Annotated in this window: 13 protein-coding genes and 4 pseudogenes; 6 read left to right on the top strand and 11 right to left on the bottom strand. The window is 40.2% G+C overall.

Annotated features, from left to right (window positions below; translation table 11 throughout):
- A pseudogene (locus HSISS3_RS11600) lies at window positions 1-448 on the top strand (transposase); the annotation flags it as partial.
- Between the two features lie 70 nt (window positions 449-518).
- On the opposite strand, the pseudogene glgP reads toward HSISS3_RS11600, so the two are convergent.
- From glgP to HSISS3_RS04680, 3 genes and pseudogenes are all read right to left on the bottom strand, one after another.
- Window positions 519-2778, bottom strand: a pseudogene (glgP, locus tag HSISS3_RS04670) (glycogen/starch/alpha-glucan family phosphorylase).
- Between the two features lies 1 nt (window position 2779).
- Window positions 2780-4278: pseudogene (gene malQ / locus HSISS3_RS04675) on the bottom strand (4-alpha-glucanotransferase).
- 248 nt (window positions 4279-4526) lie between these two features.
- Entirely contained in the window at window positions 4527-5528 is a 1002-nt protein-coding gene (locus HSISS3_RS04680; protein WP_021151890.1) for a LacI family DNA-binding transcriptional regulator, read from the bottom strand.
- 157 nt (window positions 5529-5685) lie between these two features.
- Between HSISS3_RS04680 and HSISS3_RS04685 the strand changes: the two are divergent.
- From HSISS3_RS04685 to HSISS3_RS11605, 5 genes and pseudogenes are all read left to right on the top strand, one after another.
- A pseudogene (locus HSISS3_RS04685) lies at window positions 5686-6537 on the top strand (extracellular solute-binding protein); the annotation flags it as partial.
- Between the two features lie 113 nt (window positions 6538-6650).
- Window positions 6651-8009, top strand: a complete 1359-nt coding sequence (locus tag HSISS3_RS04690) for a carbohydrate ABC transporter permease (protein ID WP_008534626.1) — start codon at window positions 6651-6653, stop codon at window positions 8007-8009.
- On the top strand, window positions 8009-8845 hold the full coding sequence (locus HSISS3_RS04695) for a sugar ABC transporter permease (protein WP_002889349.1): 837 nt from the start codon (window positions 8009-8011) through the stop codon (window positions 8843-8845). Before HSISS3_RS04690 ends, HSISS3_RS04695 begins: the two co-directional genes overlap by 1 nt.
- 15 nt (window positions 8846-8860) lie before the next feature.
- Window positions 8861-9997: an ABC transporter ATP-binding protein gene (gene ugpC, locus HSISS3_RS04700; RefSeq protein ID WP_002884983.1), complete on the top strand. Its 1137-nt coding sequence runs from the start codon at window positions 8861-8863 to the stop codon at window positions 9995-9997.
- 160 nt (window positions 9998-10157) lie between these two features.
- Window positions 10158-10250 (top strand): type I toxin-antitoxin system Fst family toxin, encoded by a 93-nt coding sequence (locus HSISS3_RS11605; RefSeq protein WP_004182539.1) that lies wholly within the window; start codon window positions 10158-10160, stop codon window positions 10248-10250.
- Window positions 10251-10396: 146 nt separating this feature from the next.
- On the opposite strand, the gene HSISS3_RS04705 is transcribed toward HSISS3_RS11605, so the two are convergent.
- The 8 genes from HSISS3_RS04705 to HSISS3_RS04735 all read right to left on the bottom strand — a co-directional run.
- Window positions 10397-10585 carry a twin-arginine translocase TatA/TatE family subunit gene (locus HSISS3_RS04705; RefSeq protein ID WP_008534622.1) on the bottom strand — a complete coding sequence of 63 codons (189 nt, stop codon included), beginning with the start codon at window positions 10583-10585 and terminating at the stop codon, window positions 10397-10399.
- A gap of 12 nt (window positions 10586-10597) precedes the next feature.
- On the bottom strand, window positions 10598-11326 hold the full coding sequence (gene tatC / locus HSISS3_RS04710; protein ID WP_042766964.1) for a twin-arginine translocase subunit TatC: 729 nt from the start codon (window positions 11324-11326) through the stop codon (window positions 10598-10600).
- A complete protein-coding gene (locus tag HSISS3_RS04715) occupies window positions 11313-12998 on the bottom strand; it encodes an FTR1 family iron permease (protein WP_021151892.1) in 1686 nt (561 codons plus the stop codon). The genes tatC and HSISS3_RS04715 overlap by 14 nt, the downstream gene beginning before the upstream one ends.
- Window positions 12976-14181: an iron uptake transporter deferrochelatase/peroxidase subunit gene (gene efeB / locus HSISS3_RS04720; RefSeq protein WP_021151893.1), complete on the bottom strand. Its 1206-nt coding sequence runs from the start codon at window positions 14179-14181 to the stop codon at window positions 12976-12978. The genes HSISS3_RS04715 and efeB overlap by 23 nt, the downstream gene beginning before the upstream one ends.
- Before the next feature lie 5 nt (window positions 14182-14186).
- Entirely contained in the window at window positions 14187-15059 is an 873-nt protein-coding gene (gene efeO, locus HSISS3_RS04725) for an iron uptake system protein EfeO (protein WP_008534615.1), read from the bottom strand.
- A gap of 251 nt (window positions 15060-15310) precedes the next feature.
- On the bottom strand, window positions 15311-18604 hold the full coding sequence (locus HSISS3_RS04730; protein WP_021151894.1) for a pullulanase: 3294 nt from the start codon (window positions 18602-18604) through the stop codon (window positions 15311-15313).
- Window positions 18605-18702: 98 nt separating this feature from the next.
- A complete protein-coding gene (locus tag HSISS3_RS12495; protein WP_021151895.1) occupies window positions 18703-19023 on the bottom strand; it encodes a YSIRK-type signal peptide-containing protein in 321 nt (106 codons plus the stop codon).
- Between the two features lie 119 nt (window positions 19024-19142).
- Window positions 19143-20153, bottom strand: a 1011-nt coding sequence (locus HSISS3_RS04735) for an N-acetylmuramoyl-L-alanine amidase (RefSeq protein ID WP_205618667.1), incomplete at its 5' end; no start/stop codon positions are given.

Consider the following 20153-nt stretch of genomic DNA (forward strand, 5'->3'; position numbering starts at 1 on the left):
ACTGGAGACTCTTCCAAAAGGACAGCCGTAAGTTATCTTGTAAGTCATTTCACTCGAAGACCTTTGGTCAAACCTTAAGTCCACATGAAGTCGTTAAGAAGACACTGAATTTCTCAGAAGAACTCGCTAATTATTATAACCTCTATCAGCTGTTGCTGTTTCACTTTCAGGAGAAGAGGGTAGATGAGTTTTTTGAGCTCATAGAGGAGAATATAAGCAAGGTTAATCATTACTTCAAAACTGTCTTTAGGACCTTCCTTAGACACAAACCATACATCAAAAATGCGCTAGAAACACATTACTCAAATGCAAAATTGGAGGGCACCAATAAGCTTATCAAAGATATTAAACGTCTGGGCTTCGGTTTTAGAAACTTTATTAACTTTAGGAAGCGTGTTTTCATCACTCTGAACATACAAAAAGAGAAAACCTATCAGGTTCTCTCTAGATGTTAGCTTTTCGTCACCCACTACAGTTGACAAAGAGCCGATCTTGTTTCCTTCTATGCAACTAGATTTTTATTTTGTGTGCCAGATGTCTTTGTCATACTGTTCGATTGTACGGTCAGATGAGAAGAATCCTGCTTCAGCGATGTTGTAAACAACTTTTTTGTTCCATGCATCTTGATCTTCGTAAGCTGCGTATACTTCTTCTTTCTTGTCGATGTATTCAGCCAAGTCAATCAATGTCATGAACCAGTCTTTAGAGATAAGTTCTTTGTGGAGACGTTCCAAGCGTTCTTTATCACCAAGTTTAACAAGATCTTCGCTTACGATAAAGTCAACAGCTGCTTTGATGTTAGCATCTTTTTTGTAGTAATCACGTGATACATAACCTTCTTTTTCGTAAAGGTCGATGATTGTATCAGAGTCTTTACCGAACGTGAAGATGTTTTCTGGTCCTACCAATTCAGCAATCTCAACGTTGGCACCGTCCATTGTACCAAGAGTGAGGGCACCGTTAAGCATGAATTTCATGTTACCTGTACCTGAAGCTTCTTTAGAAGCCAACGAGATTTGTTCTGAGATATCAGTTGCTGGAATAAGGTGTTCAGCGACTGTAACGTTATAGTTTTCAACCAAGTGAACGTTGAGGTATTTGCTTACTTCCGGATCATTGTTAATGAGCTCAGAAAGTGACAAGATCAAGTGGATGATGTCTTGTGCAATAACGTAAGCAGGAGCTGCTTTACCACCAAAGATAATAGTGATTTTACGTTTTGGAAGGTTTCCTTTTTTGATTTCCAAGTATTTGTGGATGACATACAAAGCGTTCATTTGTTGACGTTTGTATTCGTGGAAACGTTTGATTTGAGTATCAATGATTGAGTTTTCATCAAGATCGATACCTTTGTTGGCTTTAAGATAACGTTTAAGTGACAACTTGTTATCATATTTGATTTCAGCCAAACGTTTGTGAACTGCTGGATCATCTGCAAAGGCAGCCAATTTTTCCAATTGTGTTGCGTCAGTAAGGTAACCATCACCAATCAATTCTTTGATGTAATCAGCAAGTTCTTGGTTTGAGAATTCCAACCAACGACGGAATGTAATACCGTTTGTTTTGTTGTTGAAGCGTTCTGGGTAAAGGTCGTAGAATGGTTTCAACTCAGAAGATTTAAGGATTTCTGTGTGAAGTGCTGCAACACCATTTACGCTTGTAGAGAAGTGGATATCCATGTGTGCCATGTGAACACGGTTGTGTTCGTCAATGATTTGAACGCGTGGATCTTCGAATTTTTCACGAATGATAGCATCCAATTTTTGATGATAACAACAAGGTGTGGAACAACTTCTTCAAGGTAGTCAAGAGGCCATTTTTCAAGGGCTTCAGCCAAGATAGTGTGGTTTGTGTAACCAACCATTTTGCTTACGATTGCCACTGCTTCATCAAATTCAAATCCATGTTTTTCTGTCAAAAGACGGATCAATTCAGGAATAACCATTGATGGGTGAGTATCATTGATTTGTACGTAAGCGTAATCTGGAAGATCGTGAAGGTTAGATCCACGTTCGATAGCTTCGTCAATCAAAAGTTGAGCAGCATTTGATACCATGAAGTATTGTTGGTAGATACGCAAGAGCTCACCTTTACGAGTTGAATCATCTGGGTAAAGGAAAAGTGTCAAGTTCTTTTGGATTTCGTCTTGATCAAAAGTAATTCCTTTTTCAATCAAACCATAGTCCAAACCATTAATATCAAAGAGGTTAAGATAGTTCTTAGTTTCTTTCTTGTAACCCAAGATGTCCAAACGGTCCAAGCGAGATTTCAAAGTGAAGTTTTTGAATGGAACATCGTAAGAAATGTCTGTTGGTACCAACCATGATTGGTCTTCAATCCAGTAGTTTGGTTCTGCTTCTTGTTTGTTATCTTTAAAGACTTGTTTGAAAAGACCACAGTGGTAGTTAAGACCGACACCTTCACCGTTGATGCCAAGTGTTGACATAGAATCGATGAAACATGAAGCCAAACGTCCCAAACCACCATTACCAAGAGATGGTTCTGGTTCAACGTCTTCAATTTCGCTGATTGATTTACCTGCAGCAGCTAATTCAGCTTTAACATCTTTGTAGATGCCCAAGTTGATCAAGTTGTTAGACAACAATTTACCAATCAAGAATTCAGCTGAGATATAGTAAACTTTACGTTTGCTATCATTTTTAGGTTTTGGTGCAGCTGCTTCTTTTACGAATTCCAACAAAAGATAGTAAATTTCTTCGTTTGAAAGGTCTTTAAGATTTTTGTTTTTGCTTCAACATAATTTGTAAATGTAGCCATTTTAGTTATTACCACGATTATATCTTTCTGTAATATCAGTCAAAAATTCTTTCTTATCAAGAGTGATTTCACCTGGAAGCATACGCCATTTCCAGTTTTCCCCAACAGTGTTAGGGAAGTTGGTACGGCTATTTTCAGGTTTATCAAGAATATCTTGCATCGTCGCAATGGCTGTGTTGCTTACTGTTGCAAAGAGTGTGCGTAGAAGGGCACGCGTGATAGGTTCACCTTGACGACGGTTGATATATGCATCTGTGTAATCACGTTGCTCTTGCGTCAAATTGTCATACCAGCCGTTAACCACTTCGTTATCGTGTGTACCTGTATAGGCAACTGAGTGTTGTGTGTAGACGTGTGGAATGTCAATACTGTTTCCAGTTGTATCATAGAAACCAAATTGTACAATCTTCATTCCAGGATAGCCACAGTCTGCAAGAAGTTGACGTGTCTTATCATCAATATTTCCAAGGTCTTCGGCGATGATGTTAAGGTCACCCAATTCTTTTTTAACCACTTTGAAAAGATCGTAACCAGGTCCTGGAACCCATTCACCATTTTCAGCAGTTTCATCTCCACCAGGAATTTCCCAGAAGTCAGAGAAACCTTTGAAGTGGTCAATACGCAAGTAATCATAAAGTTTGAATGATTCTTGGATACGGAATACCCACCAAGCATAATTTTCAGCTTTGTGTTTATCCCAAGCGTAGATTGGGTTACCCCAAAGCTGACCAGTAGCTGAGAAGTTATCTGGTGGAACTCCGGCAATGTAACGTGGTTTACACTCTGCATCTAGTTTGAAGAGATGTGGTTGCGTCCAAACTTCAACACTATCAGCTGAGATGTAAATTGGCATGTCACCAATGATTTGAATACCATTCTCATTGGCATAAGCTTTAAGTTCAGCCCATTGACTGAAGAATAGGTATTGAACTACTTCGTGATAAGTAATCACTTCAGCAAGTTCCTTACGAAGTTTAGCAAGAGTAGCTTTATCACGTTTAACAGCTTTTTTATCATCCCAATCTTGAAGAGCTTTGTTATTAAAGTGTTCTTTAATAGCCATAAATTCAGCATAATCAGCTAACCAGTTAGCATTTTTAGTTTTAAAAGCTTGGAATTTTTTAGCTTCTTTTTATCTGCCAAGATAGCTTTTACTGCTTTTTCAAGGATTGGACGACGTGCTTCGTACACTTTAGCATAGTCAATAAACTCAGGATCTGACCCAAAGTCAGCATCTTTAACATCAGCTTTAGTTAAAAATTTGTCACGAATAAGGAAATCCAAATCGATAAAGTGTGTATTTCCCGCTACCGCTGAGAATGATTGGTAAGGTGAGTCCCCATAACTTGTTGTAGTAAGTGGCAAAATCTGCCAGTAAGTTTGTTTTGTCTCTTTTAAGAAATCAACAAAGTCATAGGCTGCTTGACCGAAAGAACCGATCCCGTAGTCACCTGGTAGTGATGTGATGTGCATCAAAACACCGCTTGCTCGTTTGTTCATAAAGTTTACCTCAAATTATTTTTTACACTTATGATTATAATGCAAACGCTTGCATAAGTCAAGAGTTTTTAACAAAAAAATGGGATTTTTTATATTTTTTTGAATGAATGTTCGTGAAATAAACGCTTTCATATCTAAATTATAGCTTTTTTAGATACACAGGCTCTTAGTTTTCTGAAAAATACGTCAACTTCGAATATAAAAAATAGTCGGAACTAGTTCTGTCTAACCATTTTTTTATGATCCTTTTATATAGATGTTACACTTTCTCTTTCAATGAGATGGAAGGGAATAGTTACTTTCTGAGGCTTAGTATTTTCATCTTTCAGGATAGCAACTAATTTGCGAACACTTTCTTTTCCCAGTTCCTGAATGTTAATGTCATAGGTTGTTAAGAAAGGATGCATGATTTCTGCAAACGAAGAATTGTTAATGGAGATAATAGAATAATCTTTCGGAATCTTTATTCCTTGATTGTTTACCCATTGGATAAGCCGAAGGGCAACAAGATCATCTTTAACAACCAATGCTGTAGGTAGAAAAGTTCGCAAGTGCTTTTTAAACGAATCAATCGTCTGAGATGAGAAAACAAGTTCAGGTAAGCTTTCTATATGCAACTCACTAACAGCATCTTTATAACCTTGATAACGCTCTTGGCCTACCTGACCAAAAAGATCATCAGTGACAAAGCCAATGGTTTGGTGACCTCTTGAATTTAGATAAAAAACTGCTTCTTGACCTATTGCCTTGTTATCATTATCAATATAAGTGACTTTATTGGTATTATCCACTGCTGCTCCAATTACTACAAAAGGTACTTTTTCTTTTAAGAGATAATCTTTAACAGGATCTTTTGTTTCTGAATAGAGGATGATAAATCCATCTGCACGTTTTTGACGATGCATCAGTTTAACCTGCTTAACCAATTCATCTAAAGTTGCTCCTGTAGCGATGCTGACAACCTGAGAATTACAACTAGCTTCTTCGTTAATCGCTGTTAGAATTTCCATATAGAAGGGTTGGCTAATATTTTCACGATTTGTTAAAGGCGGGAGTATAACACCTAAACTGTGTGTTAAGCCAGTCGCTAATACTTGCGCAGCTATGTTAGGAACATACCCTAATTCATCCATAGCCGCTCTGACTTTAATCTTGGTTTCTTCTGAAATAGCCGGATTATCTTTTAACGTTCGACTCACTGTCGAAGGGCTGACACCAGCCTTCTTGGCAACATCCTTAATTGTAGCCATGTATATCCCTCTCGTTTCTATTCATAATCTAATTTGCTGAAGTGGGAGAATTACCCAATATAATTACTATCAAGGTAATATTATAGCATTTAAGCAGAGAACTTCAAGTATTTTTGCAAGCGATTGCAAAAAATTAATTTTTTAAAACAAATCACTTGAAGGTAAAACTTACGCCTTCCCATATGGTATCGAAACACAAGTTACTTACTACAATAAGTCTAAGCTTAATGAAGAAGATGTCAAATCATATGAAACAATCACTTCTAAAGCAAAATTTGGTAGCAACTTGAAAGAAGTTAATGCTTATGTAACTGGTCCTCTCTTCCTTTCAGTTGGTGACACACTCTTTGGTCAAAATGGTGAAGATGTGAAAGGGACAAACTGGGGTAACGAAGCTGGTGTGAACGTTCTTAAATTCATCGCAGCTCAAAAAGACAACAAAGGATTTGTTAATGTTGATTCAGCTAACATGATGGCTAAATTCGAAGATGGTTCTGTTGATGCTTTCCAATCAGGACCATGGGACTACGCTGCAGCTGCTAAAGCTGTCGGTAAAGACAATCTTGGTGTTGCTGTTTACCCAACAGTTAATATCGGTGGGCAAGACGTTCAACAAAAAGCCTTCATGGGTGTAAAACTTTACGCAGTTAACCAAACACCATCTAAAGGTAACGCTGAACGTATTGCTGCTTCTTACCAATTGGCACAAGCTTTGACAAGCAAAGACAGTCAAAATAACCAATTCACTACTGAATCACGTCATATCATCCCAGCTAACAAAGAAGTTCAAGCTTCTGAAGCCGTTCAAAAGGATGCTCTTGCACAAGCTGTCATTACGATGGGTTCATCTGACCAATACACAACTGTTATGCCTAAACTCAGTCAAATGTCAGTCTTCTGGACTGAAAGTGCTGCTCTTATGAGTGATGCCTATAACGGTAAAATCAAGGAAGATCAATTCCTTACTAAATTACAACAGTTTGATAAAGATTTGGCAGCAGCTAAATAAGAAACCTACAAATGAGATGGTAAAGAGGCAGGTGAAGGTCCTAGCCTCTTTATCTATGACTTATAGACAAAATAAAAACATCACTAATCATACATTTATCTGAGGAGATATCTATGTCACAAACAATCTACGACACAACTCCTATGCGCCAGGTCTTCAAAGAGGGTACATGGGATGTCAAATTATCCTTTCTGGTAATGGGATTGGCAAACTTGGTCAACAAACAGTTCACCAAGGGATTGCTCTTCCTCCTCTCTGAGATTGCCTTTTTAGCGGCATTCGTCATCCAAATTGTCCCTGCTCTCCAAGGCATGATAACTTTGGGTACTCAAGAACAGGGTGAAGCTATTAAAGAAGTTAATGGTATCAAGCTAACTGTGCAAGTTGCTGGAGATAACTCGATGCTCATGTTGATTTTTGGTCTTGCTTCAGTGATCTTCTGTGCAGTCTTTGCTTATATTTACTGGTGTAACCTTAAAAGTGCTCGCCATCTCATGGCTCTTAAGCAATCAGGTCGTAAGGTACCTAACTTTATTGAAGACTTTAAGACCTTGGCCGATGGTCGCTTCCACATGGGGCTAATGTCTATCCCATTGATTGGTGTTTTACTCTTCACCATCTTGCCTTTGATCTACATGATTTGTTTGGCCTTTACAAACTTTGACCACAATCACCCAGCTCCTAAATCACTTTTCGACTGGGTTGGCTTTGCAAGTTTTGGTGAAGTCCTACAAGGTCGTATGGCTGGTACTTTCTTCCCACTTTTGACTTGGACCTTGATTTGGGCGGTTGCCGCAACAGCAACTACTTTCTTCTTCGGTATTGTCCTTGCCCTCTTGCTTAACACTAAGGGGCTAAAATTCAAGAAAGTTTGGCGTACGCTCTTCGTTATTACTATCGCTGTTCCTCAGTTCGTATCACTTCTTTTGATGCGTAACTTCCTTAATGACCACGGTCCTTTGAATGGTTTGCTTCAAACCTTGCATCTTACAAGTGGTCCGATTCCATTCTTGACTGATCCAGTTTGGGCTAAATTCTCTATTATCTTGGTTAATATGTGGATTGGTATTCCATTCACAATGTTGGTCGCAACTGGTATCATCATGAACTTGCCAACTGAGCAGATTGAAGCAGCTGAAATTGATGGAGCAAGTAAATTCCAAATTTTCAAGAGCATTACTTTCCCACAAATTCTCTTGATTATGGCGCCATCTTTGATTCAACAATTCATCGGTAATATCAATAACTTCAACGTTATCTACTTCCTTACTGGTGGTGGACCTACTAATTCTGAATACTATCAAGCGGGTTCAACTGACCTCTTGGTAACTTGGCTCTACAAACTGACTGTTAGCGCTAAAGACTACAACTTGGCATCTGTCATCGGTATCTTGATTTTCGCCATCTCTGCAACATTCAGTCTCTTGGCCTACACAAGATCATCTTCATTCAAGGAAGGGGCTGCTAAATAATGAAACGTAAGAAAAATCTTTACCTAACTGGTACTTATATCCTATTGACAGTTCTAGCTGTCATCTGGTTGATTCCGATTCTCTGGATCTTCCTTACAAGTTTCCGTGGTGAAGGAGCTAATGCGGTACCATACTTCTTCCCTAAGACTTATACTCTTAATAACTACATCAAACTCTTTACCAGCGATGCTTATCCATTTGGAAAATGGTTCATCAATACCTTCATCGTTGCCACATGTACATGTATCCTCTCAACTTTGATTACCGTTGGGATGGCCTACTCACTTAGCCGTATTAAATTCAAACACAGAAATGGCTTCTTGAAATTGGCACTTGTGCTAAACATGTTCCCTGGTTTCATGTCAATGATTGCGGTCTACTACATTTTGAAAGCCCTCAATTTGACACAAACCTTGACATCTTTGGTTTTGGTTTATTCTGCTGGGGCAGCTCTTGGTTTCTACATTGCCAAAGGGTTCTTTGACACCATTCCTTACTCATTGGATGAATCAGCAATGATTGACGGTGCAACTCGTCTTCAAATCTTTACCAAGATTACCTTGCCACTTTCTAAACCAATTATCGTCTACACTGCCCTCATGGCCTTCATGGGACCTTGGGTAGACTTCATCTTTGCATCTGTTATCCTCGGTGACGTTAAAGATAAATATACTGTTGCCCTTGGACTCTATCAAATGCTTAACCAAGACGCTATCAATGAATGGTTCCTTCCATTTACCGCAGGTGCTATTATCATCGCCATCCCAATCACCCTTCTCTTTATCTTCATGCAGAAATACTATGTTGAAGGTGTAACCGGCGGATCAGTTAAATAATAAAGGATAAATGATATGACAACTCTTAAACTGGATAAAATTTACAAAAAATACCCAAATGCAACTCACTACTCTGTCGAAGATTTTAGTATCGACATTAAAGACAAGGAATTCATCGTTTTCGTAGGGCCTTCAGGATGTGGTAAATCTACAACTCTCCGTATGGTTGCTGGACTTGAAGAAATCACAGAAGGTAAACTCTATATTGATGGTGAAGTGGTTAATGACAAATCACCAAAAGACCGTGACATTGCCATGGTATTCCAAAACTACGCCCTTTACCCACACATGACTGTTTATGAAAATATGGCCTTTGGTCTTAAACTTCGTAAATATAAAAAAGACGATATCGACAAACGTGTGCGTGAAGCTGCTGCTAGCCTTGGTTTGACTGAGTTCTTAGATCGTAAGCCGGCAGACCTTTCTGGTGGTCAACGTCAGCGTGTAGCTATGGGACGTGCCATCGTTCGTGATGCTAAAGTCTTCCTCATGGATGAGCCTCTTTCAAACTTAGATGCTAAGCTTCGTGTTACCATGCGTGCCGAAATTGCTAAAATCACTCGTAATATTGGGGCAACTACCATCTACGTAACCCACGACCAAACAGAAGCCATGACCCTTGCTGACCGTATCGTTATCATGAGTTCTACTAAGAACCCTGATGGTTCTGGTACTATCGGTCGTATCGAGCAAATTGGTACACCTCAAGAACTTTATAATGAGCCAGCCAATAAATTTGTTGCCGGATTTATCGGAAGTCCTGCTATGAACTTCTTCAATGTCAAAGTTGATGGCAACCGTATCACTAACTCTGAAGGCTTGGATATTGCAATTTCTGAAGGTCAAGCTAAAATTTTGAAAGAAACTGGTTATCAAGGTAAAGAAGTTATCTTTGGTATCCGTCCTGAAGATGTTTCAAGCCGTCCAATCGTTCAAGAAGTATATCCAGATGCCAATGTTGATGCTGAAGTCGTTGTTTCAGAGCTCCTCGGTGCAGAAACAATGCTTTACCTAAAACTTGGAGAAACTGAATTTGCTGCTCGTGTTGATGCGCGTGACTTCCACAATCCAGGTGAAAAAGTTAACCTTACTTTCAACGTTGCTAAAGGTCACTTCTTCGACGCTGAAACAGAAAAACGTATCAGCTTGTAAGCACAAAAAATCAGCCTTCCTGAGCTGATTTTTTGTATGGCTTGATCAAACTACCTTTTAACTTTTACTTCCTGATACTCACTAACCATAACTCTATCAATCTATGATATAATAGCCCTTGGCACCTCGACACCGCCTACGAAGGGAGGTGAATTTGCCTATGATGGATTTACTATTCAAAACTATCATCGGACCTATTGTGGTCGGTGTTATCCTTCGTCTAATCGACAAGTGGTTAAACAAGGATAGATAGTGCTAAAAAAGACCCCGAGCTTATGTGGAAGTTAGCTTGGGGTCTTTTCTTGCCTATGATATAGACTTACTATTCAATACAAGAGTATTATGTCATAAAAGCTTATAATTGTCAAGAAACTTGAAGATATTCACTAAGTAGAGATCCTAGTCTTTAGTCTTGTCTTCTTCGTCTTTTTTATCATCATCGGTCTTATTTACAGCCGCTTTAAATTCGGATAGCATTTTACCAATAGATTGACCAAGTTCTGGCAAGCGTTTAGGACCAAAGATGAGGAGGGCTCCTAGGACAATGATGATAAGTCCTGGGGCTCCGATATCACGTAGAATTCCCATGAGATTTCCTTTCTATTTATCTTTATATTTTCTTTGTTTACGTTTATAAATGAGCTTACTAAGCGTTACGCTAACTTCATAAAGCAAGATTAAGGGTGCCGTCATGGCCAAGTCGCTAATAAAGTCAGCTGGTGTCAGAATGACCGCCAAAACTAAGAGAATAAAGTAAGCATAGCGTCTATAGTGTGTCAGAAAAACTGGTGTTATTATGCCGATAGATGTCAAAAAACTCACAACTACGGGAAGTTCAAAGAGAACAGCCAAAGGCACTGTCGTATGCAGTAAAAAACTGAGGTAGTTTTGCGCTGTAATTTGTGTATTAAAGAGCCCTTCGCCTAGTTTTAAAAGCACTTCTAAGATAGCTGGACTCACAAAATAATAGCCAAAAGCCAAGCCCAATACAAAACAGACAAAAGTTGCAGGTATATAAGCAAAGATTGCACGAGCTTCATTGTCCCTCAAACCTGGTTTCACAAACTGCCAAATCTGGTAGGTCGTGAAAGGCAAAGTGACCGTAAAAGCCATGAGACTTGCTAGATTAATGTAAATCCAAAGAATATCGTTAGGTCCTAGAACTAACAAAGGCTTGTCAAATCCTCTTGTCAAATAAGCATAGAGCTCCCCGGCGAACAACAAGGTGATACAAAAAACTAGGAAAAAGCAAATGACTACTGCAATGAAGCGTCTCCGAAATTCCACCAGATGCTCAACAATTGTCATCTCATCCTTATTTCTTACCATGCTGTTTCACCGTCACAAAGGCAATAATAACAATAAAGATCAGTTGTGGAATCAAGACTTCCAAGCTTGGATAGATACCAGCCCAATCAATGGTTGGGAAACCACTAATCAAATGATTAGACATCATATTAGTCAACTGAAAGGCATGAATGCTGACACCGAGCATCTTAAAGGCCAGGGCATAAATCAACCAAGTTAAAATAAAGAAGATACGATGTGGTTTAATATAGTGACTCGCTTTAGTCATAGCTACAGCAATGATAACAAGAACTGCAATGGCTAAACCAATACCAATCAAGAAATTAGCTGTCGTGATACGTGGGATAATACCAACATAGAAAAGGATTGTCTCGGCACCTTCACGGAAAACAGCCAAGAAACTGAGGGCAAACATTGACACAAAACTTCCGGTAGCTGTCACCGCCCTCATCTGACGATCCATAAAGTCATTCCACTGTTTAACTGAAGACTTGCTGTGGAGCCATATTCCGATAAGAATCATCATCGCAACTGCAAAGATACCAACGCCACCTTCAATAATTTCACGGTTAGCCCCAGAGGTCACAGCTGGAAAGACAACTTGCAAGATAACAGCTATAACTGCGCTGGCAAGAACACCAGCAAGGGCTCCGCCATAAACCCATTTGAGTCCCTTACGCATCTTGGCTGCCTTAAGAGTTGTCACAAGGGCCATAACGATGAGGAGGGCTTCTACTCCTTCACGCAAGAGAATCAACATGGCATCAAAGGCATTATAAGAAGCGCTAGTATCGATAGCAGATAAATCTGTAATTAAGGCTTGGAGTTTATCTTGATAAGCCTTTTCTTTCCCCTTAACCATGATAACAGGCGTTTCACTCTCCACACGTGTATAGAGGCTAGGATTAGTTGTGCTTACATCTCCTTCAATGGTTGGCCAGATAGTGATGAACTTCTTCATAGTTGCCGCAGCTGTTTTATCATCACCTGCTTGGAATTGACCTAGAGCCTTTTTCAAGAGTTTAATACCATCATTAAGGGTTAAACTTGAGCTTGTACTATCAAGAGGAACGCCCTTGATGAAGTCATCAATTCCACCCTTAAGGTCATCATAAGATGACTGGATGTTGGTGAAATCAGTAGGCTCCGTCTCAATACTGCTTCGTAGAAGTGAAATAGCCGTCTCAATCTTACCGTAGTAAGCAGTACTATGGTCACGGACAACAGCTTCATTTCGTGTCCAAGCATTATTTAATTCACCGTAAGTTTTGCGGGTCGCGGCTAGGTCTTTAGCCGTAATGGCATCCTGTAAGTTCTTGAAATATGGCTCAAGGCGAGTATTTAGTTTTTCCTTCTCTGCGTCTAAGTCAACAGGATTTTGCTCTTTTTCAAATTTAAGAAGGGCTGACGAGATAGTGGTTAAATCTTCTTCTGTTACATCGCCCTTAATATCAAGAGCCTTGCTGACTTCTTTACCAGCCTTGGAATCGTGATTTTCTTTAGTTTCGAAATCGGACTTAATCTCACCAACCAATTCCTTAGCTTTAGCTTGATCTTTATTTTGAACAGCTGTTGTTGCATCTGTGATTTTGATATAGAGATCACTATAGGATTCAGCAGCTACTGGATAAGTCCAGAATAAGGCCAGTAGCCCCACCAAAACGAGGAGTTTATTCAAAGAGTGCTTGACCAAGGTAGCCTCCTTTCTCCACGCCAGCAAAGCAAGCAAATAGCCCGCTACCGATATGGGTGATGTACTCGTTCATCTTGTCTACAGCACCAAGATTGGTCTGAATTTTAACAAAACTATTTGGATCTTTTTGAAAAGCGATAAAAATCAAGCCTGCATCAAATTGCCCTGTTCTCTCATCGATTCCATCCGAATAGGAATAAGACCGCCGTAAAATAGGGAGATTTAGCTCTTTTGCCAAGCGAACATGTGAATCTACTGGTAGTTTAGATAAATCTACTTCATCAAATTCGTTGGTTTTCCCAAATGGAGCACCGGACTCCTTGTAGCGACCAAAAGTATTTTCCTGCTCCTGCAAATTCGTCCGGTCCCAAGTTTCCAGATGCATTTGGACTAGGCGAAGAGCCATGTAAGAACCACCCTTCATCCAATCCTTACTGTCAGTCCAGACAACCTTGTCAAATTCCTTTTCTGTCGTAACATTAGCAGTTCCGTCCTTGAAACCAAAGAGATTTCGAGGCGTTTCCTTGCGGTCACCGATGGCTGCAAAACCGGACTTGCTCCACTTCATAGTGATGCTATTACGACCTTTGCGGATGAGATTTCGGACCGCATGAAAGGCTACTTGCTCATCGTCGGCACAGGCCTGAATGACGATGTCACCACCAGTGTATTTGTCCTGCAACTGCTCCTTTGGAAAAGGAGGCAAATCACGAAAGAGCTTGGGACGTTTAGATTCCAAACCTAATTTCTTGAGAAAGCTAGCAGAGACACCAAACGTCAGGCTCAAGCGATAGGGGTTCAGTCCGACCGTTTCCCCTGTATCTTTTGGTGGTAAGAACCCATTGGCACCATTTTTTTGAACCAACTGCCCTTCGACTAATTTACTACTATAATCGGTCCAGTCTTTAAAGAGCTGGATGACTTCTTTTTTGTCCGTCGTGTGAAGATCTAATACCACCAAGTAGCAAGCCTTCTGCATGGCCGTCGTAATCCCAGCCTGGTGCTTACCATAAAAAGTGATATCTTCATCACCATCATAAGCCTTTTTACTTGAACTATCCTGATTAGCGAAAAAAGCAGATGCACCAGAAAGACCAAGTGCAAGACCAGCCCCTCCAATACCTGCTTTTTTAAGAAATTCACGACGGTCCATTTTTCGATTTAAAAATTTTTCGTCAGTCATTTTTCTTATTTCCCATCTAGGATAACACCCATTTGTGATAATGGTTCACCAAGTTTGGTCACCGCTTCGGCCAATTCCTTAGTATCTGTTTCACTCAAATCAGTATAAGACTTATAGTTTTTATCATCAATCATGTGTTTGTCCAAAAGTCCATTCACATTCTTGAACTCTGTTTCCAAAGTCTTCACAAGCTTAGCATCTTTCTTCTCAATCAATGGTTTGAAGAGTTCAAAGATTTTTTCAGCCCCTTGAATATTGGCACGGAAGTCGTAGAGATCAGTGTGTGAGAAGACTTCTTCTTCACCTGTAATCTTTTGAGTGGCTACTTCGTTAAGAAGGTCAACAGCACCTGTCAACATGATATCTGGAGTAACTTTAACAGTTGCAATTTTAGCCTTGAGTTCCTTGATATCCTTAACCAATTGATCTGCATAAGTCGCAGTCCCATCCGTCGTGTTGTCCTGCCACATGATGCGTTCAATACGGTGGAAACCTGACCAGCCGTCTTCTGATTTATTTTCATCCATGTAATCTACCAAACGGTAATCGATTTTCACATCAGACTCACCAAAGCTTTCTGCAATTGGTTCTGAACGTTCGTAAGCCATACGAACTAATGGGTATTGTTTCTTAGCTTCTTCAAGATTTCCTGACTTGAGGGTTTCACTGAATCCCTCAGTATCTTTCAAAAGCTGATCAATTTCGCCTTCTATGAAAGTCTTGTAATCACTTGTAGCCTGCTTCAATTGCTTTTGCTCACTGGCTGTGAGTTTTGAGCTAGTTGAGCTTGAATTACTTGAATTACCAGATTTGGCACAAGCTGTTAACAAAAGACCTGATGCTAAAAGAACAACACCAAGTTTATTTAATTTTTTCATGAATGCCTCCTATTTTCAAGATAGTGTGCGACATCTGTCGATATATATGTGAATCGCCGCTTTCATGTTTATGAAAAACGAACGATGATAAGTCAATAATGATCTCTCGTATGTAAGAGAACATAATTCTAAACTAACAGAAGAAACCTGCACTGTCAACGGTTTTAGCCTATTTAAGAACTATTCTAAAGAGCAGATAAGAATGATTCTAAATAAAAGAAAAACAACAGGAAATAACCTGTTGTCACTTATTATTTCATCCGTCGTTTTCTAAGGAATCCTAGGCTAAGAATGCTTAGAAGACCTGCTAAAAAGAGTCCACGATTTGTCTTTTCACCAGTGGATGGCAGTTGCTTATCAGTTTGACGACTAGCTTCAGTCTTAGCCTGACCATTGCCATGATTAACAAGTTCAGCATCTCCAACAAGGTACTCTTGACTTGAGGTTTTAACAGTTGTTTTTGTTAACTCAGTATCTCTATCAGCAAATGACCCGTTCCTTTCAGAAGGCTGATCTACTGCCGCAGTTGGCGTCTGAGCATTGGTCAAACGAATAATAGTCGCTGTTAGTGGATCCAAGGTCAAGATGTGATTGTTGATTGTCACACCTGATAACTCACTAATGCCGGATAGATTGACTTGACTGCCATCTGCCAAAACCAGATAGGATAGGCCATTTGTAATCTTGCTCAAATTAAACTGACGAGCCTTGCTATCAGCATTGACATAGACAAGGTAACGGTCTCCATTGGAAGCAACAGTTTGGTATCCTAATACCAAATCTTCTTGAGCGACATTGTCCTGACCAAGAACTGTCAATAGCGTTAGACGTGCATCTACATCTGCTTTTGATTTAAAATTGAAGGCATCTGTAGACTTACGTAAAGCGATTAATCCTTTGGTAAAGGCACGTGTTTTCGTATTTTCTGGGAATAACTTAGTATCAGTAGCCTTAGTCCAGTCAAAATGGTTAACCGCGTCACTAGAATCATAAGAATCATGGATAAAGTACGGATAATCAAATGGATTGCCCTTTTCATCCACTAAGAAATGGGACTTATTCGGCACCTTGTCCTCAGACACAGGATAACGGTAGGCAGGATCACGGAACTGTTTGGTGCGGCCGTATTCCTGACCAGAGTGAATAAATGGTGTTCCCTGAGCAGTCAAGACCATGAGGTTTCCTAGACGCAAGCGACGATGAATTTCAGCATTATTCTCAGTCTTGCTTGGATCCTTCTTGATTGATTGGGCGATGATATCAAAAAGGGGCAAATTATCGTGAGCAGCAATATATTGAATCACATCACCTGGAGAATCAGCCTCGAAGTTAGTTGGTTGTGCCTTGATATTGTCAAAAACCTTATTAATATCACGTTTGCCACCTGTAATGAAAGCTGGTGTCCCCTCGTTTGGATAACCTGATTTGAGGGTGTTTCGAATATCATCTGAAAATACAGCTACGGTATCAGTATCTTTCATCCAAGACTGATCGGCAGGCTGAACAGGGCTATTTTCATCGCCAGTATAAGTCACCCAGCCCTCACCAAGCATAATAAGGTTTGGATTAAGGGCACGTGCAGCATGGTAAGCTTGCTCGATACTTTCAGCATCATGGTCACCCATCATATCAAAGCGGAAACCATCTACCTTGTATTCCTTAGTCAAATAAGCAATCGAATCAACCAAGACACGACGGCTCATATAGTGAGTTGTTCCAAGACGCCCTCCACCAAAACTCGAACGAGGAGTACCATCAGCATCCATAAAGTGATAATAATTTGGCTCAAGGTCTTCAAAAATAGCTGTCTTGGCTGTATGATTATAGACCACATCCAAGATAACGCCCATACCGTGGGCATGAATAGCCGCAACTAAATTCTTGAATTCTTCGATCCGTTTACCTGGTTCACTTGGATTTTCAGAATACATACCCGTCAAAGAAAAATAGTTTTGTGGATCATAGCCCCAGTTGTAGTTACTATTACTTGAAGCGTAGGCATCCAAACGCTTCCCATTTTGCATTTCATTGACAAAATAGTAGCTTAATACTGGCAAAAGCTGAATATGGGTAACACCAAGATCTTTAAGATAATCCAAACGCTCCGCAAAGGCTGCAAAAGTACCAAACTGGTGCTTCAATTCATCTGAGATAGCCTTGTCAGAGGTGAAATCACGGACATGAGCCTCATAAATGATAGCATCTTCACGAGACTTAAAGTTAGGAATCTTAGCGTAGTCAAGATCTTTTGGTCCATAATTAGCAGGATCTACAAAGGCAGCCTTGGCAATCTTGTGTTCAGGACCCTTGCTAGCATCGTCACTATTCCAAGCTGCCAGAGATTTCGCATAAGGATCAAGAACAATTACTGACTGATCTCCACGTTTAATGCGGTATTGATAGTAATAGCCTGTTAAGTTTTCAAGGCCAAAATCAGTCGCAAGGAGGTCAGCTTGCCAAGTACCTCGAGGCCCTTTGCTTAGAGTATGTTCAGCGAGCACCTTGTCTTGATTATTCTTATCATAGACAATAATGTCTACTTGATCAGCACTTGGTGACCAAAGTGTCACATGTGCCTTAGTACCATTTTCTTCTAGTCGAGCACCCAACTCACCATCATAACTGTAGAGGGCATCCTTTAATTGCCAGCTCTCAGATGTTTTAAAACTATCACTGCCCAAAGTGACCTTGTAAGGCAGATTTTCTGCAGCAAAATCACCTGTTAATGTAGCTTTTTTGAGTTTAGCATTCAAGTCAAGCTGTTTAAGAGTGACACTGTTACCATCCTTATCCGTCACCTTAAGGTCTTTGAGAATATCCTCAGAAGAGACCTCGTCTAAGTTGGTGAAGCTAAGTTCGATTTGGCTTGGACTAAGCTGCTGAGCCCCAGTCAAACGCACATCCTTGACAAAGTAAGGGTTGGTGTAGACTGTCGGATCAGTATCTCGTACGAAAAGCTGACGAGATTTTTTCAAGTCACTAAATTTATAATCATTTGGTTGAATTTTCACATCATCTCCAGTTTTGCTCTCATCTAAGAGTAAAAATCCTATCGATTTTGCCGTTTGTGTTAGTGGAATATCTAAGTAGGCACCATACTTACCATTCGGTTGGAAATTGACACCATCAGGCCAATTGCTTGGAGCGTCCTTAACATCACCCCAATACCAGACAGACTTATTGCTATAGTCGCCATCCGTACGGAAATAATTGATACGAACGTGGTCTTGAGGGATAGGTTGATAGCTGTAAACTTGGAAATCCTTGTCAATCCAGGCCTCATTCATTTGAGGGCTAAGAATTTCGACTGCTTTATCCCCTGAAAGGTTCGTTCCAGCGGCATTATTAATCAAGAAGCTAAGTTTTTTAGGTGTTGAAGACAATTTCACATCTAAATAGACACCATAATCATCCTGTTTGGCTTCAGCAAATGAGGTTGCCCCTGTCGGCCAGGCCCCCTTCTGAGATGATGGTGTCTCAACATCATCCCAAGTCCAAAGACCAAGAGATGACTTGTCTGGACTTGGCAACTCTTGGAAATGCAAGCGAATAGACCCCTCAGCAATAGGATCCTCAGATGCATTCGTAAGAGCTTGACTATTACTAGTACTTACTGTTTTTGGCGTGTTTTCGCTAGTTTCAGTTAGCTTGGTAGTCTCAGTAGGGCTAGTATTTTCTTCTGGAAGAGAAACTGGCTCATTGCCTTGGAAACAGAGGTACTCTCAGCTGTTACAGGAGCTGCTGGCGTTTCAGTTACTAGACCACTGGTAGTAAGACTCGAATCAGCTGGTTCTACCTGTGTGCTTGATTCGGTCGTTGACACTGCTTCATCTGCCTTGACTCCTTGAACAGCAGCAAAGCTCAAAAAAATAGCTCCAATGGCTACAGAAGCCAAACCTAACTTGTACTTGCGAAGGCTATAACGAAGGACTTTTTCATCATTAGCTTGAGTATTTCTTTTCATAGAAACTCCTTTTGTTAACGTTTTCATGTTTTTTAATATACCATTTAGCTTTCGTTTATGCAAGCGTTTTCTCTCTTTGAAAATTAAAAAAGAGAGAACCTTAAGATTCTCTCAATCTATTAATTATAAATAGAATAATAACGCTTAATTCCTGCCACAATTGCGTTAGCTAAAGTCTCCTGATAAGCAGAGGTATTCAAACGGGCTGCTTCTTGAGGATTTGACAAGAAACCAAGTTCAAGAAGGACTGCTGGCGCTGTCGTTTCACGCAAGACCGCAAAGGTTTGACGTTTCACACCTTGATTCTGAGCACCAGTCGCATTAATCAGGCTAGACTGGATGGCATTGGCCAAGGTATCACTCATGCTCAAACGAGTCGGATTAGCATGATAAGTCGCATTAATACGTGATGGATATTCTGCATAAGGTTGGTAATAATAAGTCTCAATACCCTGTGCTGCTGAACTTCCTGAAGCATTGATGTGAATACTTACGAAGATATCAGATTCAGAGGCATTAGCTGCACGTGAACGATCCGTCAAGTCAACATAGGTATCACTTGTGCGAGTGGTGACTACTTGATAGCCTTCTGCTTCTAGTTTAGCTTTCACACGACTTTGGATAGCCAAGGTCAAACTCTTTTCAGAAATGCCAAAATAAGAAGCCCCTGGATCATAGCCACCATGGCCCGCATCTAGATAAACAATCTTATTAAAGACATCATAGTTTCCTCGTGAGGCTGAACCGATTTTCTTAGGAGCTACCACATCAACAGAAGTTGCACCAAAACCAACATTCTTACCCGATGCATCTGTCAAATATCCGTGAACGATGTACTTGCCTGAATTCCACTTGTGTTGGCTGGCAGAAACCGTCACCTTATAGGAACCATCCTCCTGTTTTGTAGCATTATGCCAAACAAGATCGTCTTGGCCATTTTGGTCAGACCATACAGGAATGAGCACACCTGTAATCCCCCCTGGATTGGTGAGATTGGTAATGACAACATCAAAAGTGCCTCGATTTTTGTCGTTGTTGGCAATAGTTAAGGTTCCTTGAGTCTTGGTAATATCAAGGGTCACTTGTTTGCCTCCAAGGCCAATGAATTTACCATCATTATCAACCAAGTA

The organism is Streptococcus sp. HSISS3 (assembly GCF_000448605.1).
GTDB classification, from domain to species: Bacteria; Bacillota; Bacilli; order Lactobacillales; family Streptococcaceae; genus Streptococcus; species Streptococcus raffinosi.

What these genes read in the sequence shown, in the direction of transcription:
- efeO (WP_008534615.1), bottom strand. Translation starts at nt 15,059, where the DNA reads ATGAAAAAATTAAATAAACTTGGTGTTGTTCTTTTAGCATCAGGTCTT.
- HSISS3_RS12495 (WP_021151895.1), bottom strand. Translation starts at nt 19,023, where the DNA reads ATGAAAAGAAATACTCAAGCTAATGATGAAAAAGTCCTTCGTTATAGC.
- efeB (WP_021151893.1), bottom strand. Translation starts at nt 14,181, where the DNA reads ATGACTGACGAAAAATTTTTAAATCGAAAAATGGACCGTCGTGAATTT.
- tatC (WP_042766964.1), bottom strand. Translation starts at nt 11,326, where the DNA reads ATGGTAAGAAATAAGGATGAGATGACAATTGTTGAGCATCTGGTGGAA.
- HSISS3_RS04705 (WP_008534622.1), bottom strand. Translation starts at nt 10,585, where the DNA reads ATGGGAATTCTACGTGATATCGGAGCCCCAGGACTTATCATCATTGTC.
- HSISS3_RS04695 (WP_002889349.1), top strand. Translation starts at nt 8,009, where the DNA reads ATGAAACGTAAGAAAAATCTTTACCTAACTGGTACTTATATCCTATTG.
- HSISS3_RS04690 (WP_008534626.1), top strand. Translation starts at nt 6,651, where the DNA reads ATGTCACAAACAATCTACGACACAACTCCTATGCGCCAGGTCTTCAAA.
- HSISS3_RS04680 (WP_021151890.1), bottom strand. Translation starts at nt 5,528, where the DNA reads ATGGCTACAATTAAGGATGTTGCCAAGAAGGCTGGTGTCAGCCCTTCG.
- HSISS3_RS11605 (WP_004182539.1), top strand. Translation starts at nt 10,158, where the DNA reads ATGATGGATTTACTATTCAAAACTATCATCGGACCTATTGTGGTCGGT.
- ugpC (WP_002884983.1), top strand. Translation starts at nt 8,861, where the DNA reads ATGACAACTCTTAAACTGGATAAAATTTACAAAAAATACCCAAATGCA.